Source organism: Agrobacterium sp. DSM 25558 (assembly GCF_900100825.1).
Classification (GTDB): Bacteria; Pseudomonadota; Alphaproteobacteria; order Rhizobiales; family Rhizobiaceae; genus Agrobacterium.
Genome location: NZ_FMUD01000087.1, coordinates 1 through 1140, shown reverse-complemented (window position 1 = coordinate 1140; position 1140 = coordinate 1). Strand labels below are relative to the sequence as shown.

1 protein-coding gene is annotated in these 1140 nt (G+C 58.9%); it reads left to right on the top strand.

Features of this window, described 5'->3' with window-relative positions; genetic code table 11:
- The first annotated feature begins 193 nt into the window (after positions 1 to 193).
- Positions 194 to 1135, top strand: coding sequence for an IS110 family RNA-guided transposase (locus DSM25558_RS27570; protein ID WP_077107787.1), 942 nt, complete (start codon positions 194 to 196; stop codon positions 1133 to 1135).
- The last annotated feature ends 5 nt before the right edge of the window (positions 1136 to 1140 follow it).

Below are 1140 nucleotides of genomic sequence, written 5' to 3'. Positions count from 1 at the left end.
CCCGCACTTGTGTGGACGAAATGTGGTTTACTTGTTGCATTGACCGGGACGCGCATCCCGGTCAATGCAGGCAGGAGGCCGTATTTCCGCACCGGTTTGAAAGAGCCGACATCAAGCAAGGCCCTGCCTGCTCCCTTTGACCCCGAACGGTTGATCGGGCTTTCGCCCGCACCACAAGACTGGGAGCAAGGCCATGATACAGGAACTTACCGTTGTTGGTATCGACATTTCCAAAGCCCGCTTCGATGTCTGCGCGTATCCTGCGGGAAAGCACTGGAGTACAGGCAGTTCACCGGAGCAGATTACAGCCCTTATCAAGCGCATTCAGGCGCTCGGACCCGTCGTCGTCGGGCTGGAGGCGTCTGGCGGTTATGAGCGCAGGCTGGCTGACAGTCTGCATGCCGCAGGTGTTAAGGTCTATATCCTGCCACCCGCAAGGGTTCGCAGCTTTGCCACCGCCATGGGGCAACTGGCCAAGACTGACAGGATCGACGCTGCCATGATCGCTCGTTACCTAGCAACGGCAGGTGACAGGCTCGTTGCCTATGGTGGACCGGACCCGGCCCGCGACCGCCTAAGCGCGCTTTCAGCCCATCGGCGCAGGCTGGTTGCTGAAAAGAGTGGTCTGATAAGCCAGCTCGATACGATTGAAGAGCCGCTGGTGCGCGATATGCTGGAACAACGCCTGCGCATCATCGCTGCGGATATTGCGACGCTGGATACCGCCATGCGTGATCTGCTCAAGGCAACGCCGAGCCTGCGCAAGCGTCACGACAGGATGTGCAAGGTCACAGGTGTCGGTCCGGTGCTGGCAACCGCGCTGCTTGCCGACCTGCCCGAACTGGGGAGCGTCTCGTCGAAGGCCATTGCAGCCCTTCTGGGCGTTGCTCCCCATGCGCGCCAATCCGGCAGTTCGAACCGCAGAGGCAAATGCTCTGGAGGACGCAAGCATCTGCGCGACATTGCCTACATGGCCGCGCTGAGCGCAATCAAGATCAAGGATCCCATTCTCGGCACTTTCTACCAGCGCCTGCGCAGCAACGGAAAAACCTTTAAGATCGCCATCGTCGCAACAATCCGAAAGCTCATAACCATCCTCAACGCAATCGCAAAAACAGACCCTGCTTTTACTTGATCGTC

Coding starts and splice junctions, on each gene's coding strand:
- DSM25558_RS27570 (WP_077107787.1), top strand. CDS start 194: ATGATACAGGAACTTACCGTTGTTGGTATCGACATTTCCAAAGCCCGC.